6 protein-coding genes and 2 pseudogenes are annotated in these 7,567 nt (G+C 68.7%); all 8 read left to right on the top strand.

Annotation, left to right across the window (positions count from 1 at the left end; translation table 11 throughout):
• Window positions 1–276: 276 nt before the first annotated feature.
• A pseudogene (locus tag QH195_RS20480) lies at window positions 277–1,275 on the top strand (UDP-N-acetylglucosamine--N-acetylmuramyl-(pentapeptide) pyrophosphoryl-undecaprenol N-acetylglucosamine transferase); the annotation flags it as partial.
• 68 nt (window positions 1,276–1,343) lie between these two features.
• Window positions 1,344–2,783, top strand: a complete 1,440-nt coding sequence (gene murC, locus QH195_RS20475) for a UDP-N-acetylmuramate--L-alanine ligase (protein ID WP_280436627.1) — start codon at window positions 1,344–1,346, stop codon at window positions 2,781–2,783.
• A gap of 84 nt (window positions 2,784–2,867) precedes the next feature.
• Window positions 2,868–3,482 carry a cell division protein FtsQ/DivIB gene (locus QH195_RS20470; protein WP_280436626.1) on the top strand — a complete coding sequence of 205 codons (615 nt, stop codon included), beginning with the start codon at window positions 2,868–2,870 and terminating at the stop codon, window positions 3,480–3,482.
• Window positions 3,483–3,494: 12 nt separating this feature from the next.
• Complete coding sequence (locus QH195_RS20465; RefSeq protein WP_280436625.1) at window positions 3,495–3,716, top strand: hypothetical protein; 222 nt, start codon at window positions 3,495–3,497, stop codon at window positions 3,714–3,716.
• 151 nt (window positions 3,717–3,867) lie between these two features.
• The gene (gene ftsZ / locus QH195_RS20460; protein WP_280436624.1) at window positions 3,868–5,160 is read left to right on the top strand and encodes a cell division protein FtsZ; all 1,293 of its coding nucleotides are present in this window, start codon (window positions 3,868–3,870) and stop codon (window positions 5,158–5,160) included.
• Between the two features lie 176 nt (window positions 5,161–5,336).
• A complete protein-coding gene (gene pgeF, locus QH195_RS20455) occupies window positions 5,337–6,065 on the top strand; it encodes a peptidoglycan editing factor PgeF (protein ID WP_280419654.1) in 729 nt (242 codons plus the stop codon).
• Between the two features lie 213 nt (window positions 6,066–6,278).
• Window positions 6,279–7,088 carry a YggS family pyridoxal phosphate-dependent enzyme gene (locus tag QH195_RS20450; RefSeq protein ID WP_280436623.1) on the top strand — a complete coding sequence of 270 codons (810 nt, stop codon included), beginning with the start codon at window positions 6,279–6,281 and terminating at the stop codon, window positions 7,086–7,088.
• A 269-nt stretch (window positions 7,089–7,357) separates the two neighbouring features.
• Window positions 7,358–7,567: pseudogene (locus QH195_RS20445) on the top strand (cell division protein SepF); the annotation flags it as partial.

Genomic DNA, 7,567 nt, shown 5'->3' with positions numbered 1-7,567 from the left:
ACCGATCCTCACCGCACTCTTCGAGCGGGCGGATCCCACGTACGTCGAAGACATCTCGCTGGTGCTCAACAACCTCACCTACGCGCTGATCGGACGCTTCGCCGACCACAACCACGAGATCACCGAAATCCTGCCCATCCTCGATCGGGCGGTCTACCGCCTCACGCACCACACCCACGCCGACGCAGCCGCCGCCGTATCGGGTGGGGCGAACCGGCAATCCGGCCCGGATTCGACGGTGATCGCCTCCCTCGCAACACCTTTCCGGGCACCGGTGTTACCGGGCTGTGTACCCCGCGCGGCCTGTAAACGACTCTGGTCCCCGAGCGCGGCTATCCGCTCGAGCTGATCCCGCCGGTGCCGCTGCCGCGGAAACCGAGTACGGATCTGCTGCGGTTGCCGGGCCGGGTCCGGGCCTCGGTCGCGCGTACCCGGGAGATCATCGACGCGGTCGGCGCCGATGTGGTCGTCGGCTTCGGCGGTTATGTCGCGCTGCCGGCGTATCTGGCGGCCGGGCCCGGTGTGCTGCGCCGCCGGCGCGCGGTACCTGTGGTGGTGCACGAGGCCAATGCCAAGGCCGGTATCGCGAACAAGGTCGGCGCCCGCCGCGCCGCGCGGGTTCTCGCGGCGGTACCGGATTCGGGACTTCAGGCAGAGGTCGTCGGGATCCCGGTGCGGTCGGCGATCACCTCGCTGGACCGAGCCGGGCTGCGGGCACAGGCCCGCGACCATTTCGGACTGCCTGCCGAGGGACCGGTGCTGCTGGTATTCGGCGGCTCGCAGGGTGCGCGGTCGATCAACGACGCGATCTCCGGTGCCGCGCCGCAACTGGCCGCGGCCGGTGTCTCGGTATTGCACGCGCACGGTCCGAAGAACACGCTCGAGGTGCCATCCCCGGACCCTCGCGCCCCCTATGTCGCGGTGCCGTATCTTTCGCGGATGGATTTGGCCTACGCGGCCGCCGACGCGGTGGTCTGCCGCAGCGGCGCGATGACCGTCGCCGAGGTGTCGGCGGTGGGCCTGCCCGCGGTGTATGTGCCGCTACCACACGGAAACGGCGAACAGGAACTCAATGCGCGCCCCGTTGTCGCCGCCGGTGGTGGCAGAATCGTCGGTGACCCGGAACTGTCCGCGAAGTATGTGATCGATGAGGTGATACCGCTGCTCACGGATCCTGCACGCATTGCCGAGATGGGCCGCGCCGCCGCCGGTGCCGGTCATCGCGACGCCGCCGACGAGGTCGCGCGGATCGTGCTGCGGGCGGCGGGCCGGTGAGCGAGGACCAGGTGACGGCGGCTCCCGCCGGGCCGGGCACGCTCCCGCCGGAGCTGCTCCGGGTACATATGGTCGGAATCGGCGGCGCCGGAATGTCGGGGATCGCCCGGATCCTGTTGTCGCGCGGGGGTGCGGTCTCCGGCTCCGATGCCAAGGAGAGCCGCGGTGTGCTGGCTCTGCGGGCACGAGGGGCGCAGGTGCGCATCGGTCACGACGCCGGTGCCCTGGATCTGCTGCCCGGCGGCCCCACTGTGGTGGTGACGACCTACGCCGCCATCCCCAAGACCAACCCCGAACTGGTCGAGGCGCGTCGCCGCGATATCCCGGTGCTGCTGCGCCCCGCCGTCCTCGCGGCCCTGATGAGCGGCCATCGCACCCTGCTGGTTTCGGGGACGCACGGGAAAACCTCCACCACTTCCATGCTCATCGTCGCGCTGCAGCATTGCGGGCTGGACCCGTCGTTCGCGGTGGGAGGTGAGCTCAACGAAGCGGGCACCAATGCCCATCACGGCAGCGGCGACACCTTCGTCGCCGAGGCCGACGAGAGCGACGGATCGCTGCTGCAGTACGACCCGGATGTCGCCGTGGTCACCAATATCGAATCCGACCACCTCGACTTCTTCGGCTCCGACGATGCCTATGTGCAGGTATTCGACGATTTCAGCGATCGGCTCGCCGCGGGCGGCCTGCTGGTGGTGTGCCTGGACGATCCGGGCGCGCGGGCCCTCGCCGAGCGGGTCGGGCCGCGGCTGGCCGAGCGCGGTGTCCGGGTTCTCGGTTACGGTTCCGGTGATCTGCCCGATGCGCCGGTCCCGGTCGGGGTCCGGCTGCACAGCTGGGAACCGCGGGATGTGGGCGGTATCGCCCAGTTCCAGCTCACCGGTGAGCCCGCGCCGCGTACCCTGCGGCTCTCGGTACCGGGCCGCCATATGGCGCTCAACGCCTTGGCGGCGCTGCTGGCGGCGCGTGCCACCGGTGCCGATATCGACGAGATCATCCAGGGGCTGGAGGGTTTCGGTGGCGTCCATCGCCGGTTCCAGTTCGTGGGCCGGGAGAACGGTGTCCGCGTTTTCGACGATTACGCGCACCATCCCACCGAGGTCCGCGCCGTACTGGGCGCCGCCGCCGAGCTGGTCGAACAGGAGGCCCGCGACGGTGCACGGTCGCGCCGCGGCCGGGTGATCGTGGTCTTCCAGCCACACCTGTACAGCCGCACCGCGACTTTCGCCGCCGAATTCGGGTCTGCCCTCGATCTGGCCGACGAGGTGGTGGTGCTCGATGTGTACGGCGCCCGGGAAGAACCGCTACCCGGTGTCAACGGTGCCCTGGTCGCCCAGGCGGTCGCCAAACCCGTGCACTACCAGCCCGATATGTCGCGGGTGGGCCGGCAGGTGGCCGGTCTGGCCCAGCCCGGTGATGTGGTGATCACGATGGGCGCCGGGGATGTCACCATGCTCGGCAGCCAGATCCTGGACGGACTACGCGCGCGTCCGCAGTACGGGCGGTGACGCGGAGTGCGGTCCGGGGCGCGGCGATTCGGGGTGTTCGGATCACGGCGGTTCCGGTTGTGGGCTGTGCCCGCGGTGGCGTTGGTGATCACGTTCGCCGCGCTGGCATGGTTCTCGCCGATGCTGTCGGTCCGCGAGGTGCGGATCGAAGGGGCGGGCGCGATCCCCGAGGATCGGATCCGGGAGTTGCTGCAGATTCCGGACCAGGGCTCCATTCTGCGGATCGATACCGCCGCAATGGCCCAACGGGTGGCGAGTATTCCGAAGGTGCGCAGTGCGCGTGTGCAGCGGGTGCTGCCGTCGACGGTGCGGGTGCGGATCGAGCCGCGAACTCCGGTGCTGTACTACGACACCGCCGAGGGTGCGCATCTACTCGACGCGGACGGAATCGAATACGCGATCGAGCCCGCGCCGATCGGTGTTCCGAATCTGGTGACCGCGAAACCGGGCAGCGGGGATGTACTCACCCGGGCGGCGATTGCCGTGGTGAGAGCGCTGCCAAAGGAATTGACCGTGCAGGTGGACAGTGTGCACGCCGAAACAGTCTCGGATATTTCGCTGACACTGCGCGACGGTCGCACGGTACTCTGGGGCAGCAGCGAGGACGGCGAGCGCAAATCGGCGGTGGTGCTACCGCTGCTGACGCGTCCGGGAACCGTGTTCGACGTCTCGAGTCCCAGTCTGGTCACGGTAAAATGAGCTCCAGCAATCTTGTTCGGTTCGACCCTGTCCGGCTCGCCGCGCCGCGGCGTCCCCGGGCGTACCCGCGGCGATTACCCGCCGCGGGTGCCGGGGGCGTACCACGATGTGAACGCGGGCCGTACGGCAACCGTTCACGATACGACGGGCATCGTCCCGCCGGCGGCGAGTTCGCCGAAGAAACTGCTGATCGTCTCGGCGCGCCTGCGAGCGGATCGAGACGGCGGCGAATAGCGTTCGGCACCAGTCGGATACTTGACATAACTCCAACCCTATGGTTGAGGTTCAGGGTTCGCCCGGATCACGGTTCGCGGATTGCGATCACACGGACCGGTACGGGGTATCCGGAAACGACAGACTTTGGATCGAAGGAAGGCGAGAGCTCATGACGCCCCCGCACAACTACCTTGCCGTGATCAAGGTCGTCGGTATCGGCGGCGGCGGCGTGAACGCCGTCAACCGAATGATCGAGCAGGGCCTGAAGGGTGTCGAGTTCATTGCGGTGAACACCGACGCCCAGGCACTGCTGATGAGCGATGCCGACGTGAAACTCGATGTCGGGCGTGAGCTCACCCGGGGACTCGGCGCCGGCGCCGACCCGGAGGTCGGCCGCAAGGCCGCCGAGGACCACAAGGACGAGATCGAAGAGGTGCTCAAGGGCGCCGATATGGTCTTCGTGACCGCGGGCGAGGGCGGCGGTACCGGTACCGGTGGCGCTCCCGTGGTCGCGAGTATCGCGCGCAAACTGGGTGCGCTGACCATCGGTGTGGTGACCCGGCCGTTCTCGTTCGAGGGCAAGCGCCGCGGCAACCAGGCCGAGGTCGGCATCAATATGCTGCGCGAATCCTGTGACACCCTGATCGTGATCCCCAACGATCGGCTGCTGCAGCTCGGTGATGCGGCGGTGAGCCTGATGGACGCCTTCCGCTCCGCGGACGAAGTACTCCTCAACGGTGTGCAGGGCATCACCGATCTGATCACCACCCCGGGTCTGATCAACGTCGACTTCGCCGACGTCAAGAGCGTGATGTCCGGCGCGGGGAGCGCACTGATGGGTATCGGTTCCTCCCGCGGTGAGGGACGCTCGGTGAAAGCGGCCGAGGCGGCGATCAATTCACCGCTGCTCGAGGCATCGATGGACGGTGCGCACGGTGTACTGCTCTCGATCGCCGGAGGTTCCGATCTCGGTCTGTTCGAGATCAACGAGGCCGCGTCGCTGGTGCAGGAAGCCGCCCATATCGAGGCCAACATCATTTTCGGCACGGTGATCGACGATTCGCTCGGCGACGAGGTACGGGTGACAGTTATCGCCGCCGGATTCGACGGCGGCGGCCCGACCAGACGCACCTTCGATACGGCGAGCAGCCGGGGATCGCTCGGTTCGGGGCGGACCGCGGATATCTCCGCGCAATCCTCGCGCAGCGCCGAACTGGGCCACTCCCGTACCGCCGAACTCGGTGCGGCCCGCGGTCACTCCGACGAGCCCGCGTCCATCCGGTCCTCCGATTCCGGCTCGTCGGTTGCCCGGGGCCCGGCGCCGAGCTACCGCGATTCCGAGCGCAGCCGCCCGCCGGTGGACCCGACGTTCACACACAACAGCCGTTCGCATATCCAGCCGTCGTCGGAGCTGCCCGACGATGACGACGATGTCGACGTCCCCGATTTCATGCGCCGCTGACCCACTACCGCGGCCTGCCGGATATCCGGTGTGGCCGACAGCGGCGCCGGAAAGCGCCGGGCGTACCCCCGAGGCGCGCCCGGCACATCGTCTCGTGCCGTTTCTTCGTCGGTGCTCGGGGGCGGTGCGCTGTCGGAGAATGGGCTACACACGCTGTGCCCATTAGGCTCGACATCATGACTGCGCCACCGGTACTCACCGTTCGACGGGTAGTGACCACGCGCGCGGGGGGATTCTCCGCGCCGCCCTACGATTCGTTCAATCTCGGCGACCACGTCGGTGACGACCCGGAAGCGGTGCGGCGCAACCGCGCCCGCCTGGCCGCCTCGCTGGACCTGCCCACCGATCATCTGATCTGGATGGATCAGATCCACGGGCGTACGGTGGCCACGATCGACGGCCCGCGCACCGAACCGGTGCCGGGTACCGATGCACTGGTCACCACACGGCCCGGCCTTGCTCTGGTCGTACTGACCGCCGACTGTGTACCGATCCTGCTCTCCGATGAGGAAGCCGGCGTGATCGCCGCGGTCCACGCGGGCCGGGTGGGGGCGCGGATCGGGATCGTGGGCCGGGTGCTGGAGGCGATGATCGCCGCCGGGGCGCGTCCGGAACGGATCGGGGCGCTCATGGGGCCGGCGGCCAGCGGTCGGCAGTACGAGGTTCCGGCCGAGATGCGCGCCGATGTCGAAGCGCATCTGCCGGGCAGTGCCACCACGACGGTTCGGGGTACGCCCGGACTGGATCTGCGTGCCGGGATCCGGCGTCAGCTCACCGCGGCCGGTGTCGGCGCCGTCGCCGAGGATCCGCGCTGCACCATCGAGGACGCCACTCTGTTCAGCCATCGCCGAGGTGCGCCCACCGGCCGCCTGGGCAGCGTTATATGGATGGAGCCCACCACATAGGTGTTCCGGCACGGTCCGGTGGGAATCTGCTGGGTACCCGGCATTGTGCGGAGGTGCGGCGCCGGGCCGCGGATCCGGTAGCCGAGTGCGGAGGAGGAGATTCATGATCACAGCTATAAGCGGTGGGAACCGGATCGGCGGCGGCCGGTGAGCGGCCTCGGGTGGGCTGCTCGGCGCGAAGGCATCTGGGGCCCGGGTGATTCGGCGGGCGGTATGACCGGTAGTGGACCGGAGGAAGCGGCCGGGCCGGGTCGCGGAGCCGCCGACCACACTGTCCCGGACAGTGGACGGCCGGAAGTGGGGAGCGGCAGCCGTGCCGATGTGCTGGGCCGCCGGCTCACCGGCCTGCTGGCCCGCATCGATGCTGCGTGCGCGGCCGCGGGACGCGATTCCGGCGAGGTGCGCCTGCTGCCGGTGACCAAATACTTTCCGGCCTCGGATATCGCCGTGCTGCATCGTCTGGGCCGCCACGACTTCGGCGAGAACCGGCCCCAGGAGGCGGCCGCCAAAGCGGACGAACTTCGCGATCTACGGCCACTGCGCTGGCATCTGATCGGCCGGTTGCAACGGAACAAGGCGCGGCAGGTTGCGCGCTGGGCGTACGCGGTCCATTCGGTGGACAGCGAACGTCTGGCGACCGCCCTGGAAACGGCCGTCGCCGCGGCGCTGGACGCCGGTGAACGACAGGAGCCACTGGAGGTACTGATACAGGTGAGTCTGGACGCCGACCCGGCTCGCGGCGGGGTGGAGCCCGCCGGCGTTCCGGCGCTGGCGGACCGGATCGCGAAATCCGCGGAACTGCGTTTAGCAGGGATTATGGCTATTCCGCCGCTGTCGGCCGATCCGGATGCCGAGTTCGCCCGGCTGGCCGAGGTACATACCCGGTTACGAGCCGCGCATCCCACGGCCACGGAGCTGTCCGCCGGAATGTCCAATGATCTTGAAAGAGCTATTGCCCATGGATCGACGTGTGTGCGTGTCGGTACCGCCCTCATGGGCGAGCGGCCGATAACCTCGGCGTAGCAAACAAACCTCATCAGTCACATTCGACACATATGCTGGGACACGACGAGGGCTGAGCAAGACTTCAACACCCGGCCGCCACCGGGGCCGAAGGAAGGTCGACCAGAAATGAGCGAGCGCAGCGAGCGAATAATCGACGCAGCCACGAGCGTGCTCGTGACGGAGCCGAGCGACAGCGAGGCGGAGTCACGGAGTGAGCGCAGCGAGCGAATTATGGGCGCAGCCACGAGCGTGCTCGTGACGGAGCCGAGCGACAGCGAGGCGGAGTCATGAGCACGCTGCACAAGTTCAAGGCGTACTTCGGCATGGTTCCGCTCGAGGATTACGAAGACGACTACGTCGACGATCGCACCCCGCGTGGGGTCGAGGATCGGGGGGGGGGCCCCCCCCCCCCCGGGGGCCCCCCCCCCCCCCCCCCCCCCCCCCCCGACCCCCCCCCGGACCCACCCCGCCGCCCCGCCGCGGAGGGCGCGGCCGCC

This window comes from Nocardia carnea, from assembly GCF_029868855.1.
Lineage (GTDB): Bacteria > Actinomycetota > Actinomycetes > Mycobacteriales > Mycobacteriaceae > Nocardia > Nocardia carnea_A.
Note: the sequence above shows the minus strand (reverse complement) of the source record. Positions and strands in the feature narration are given on the sequence as shown.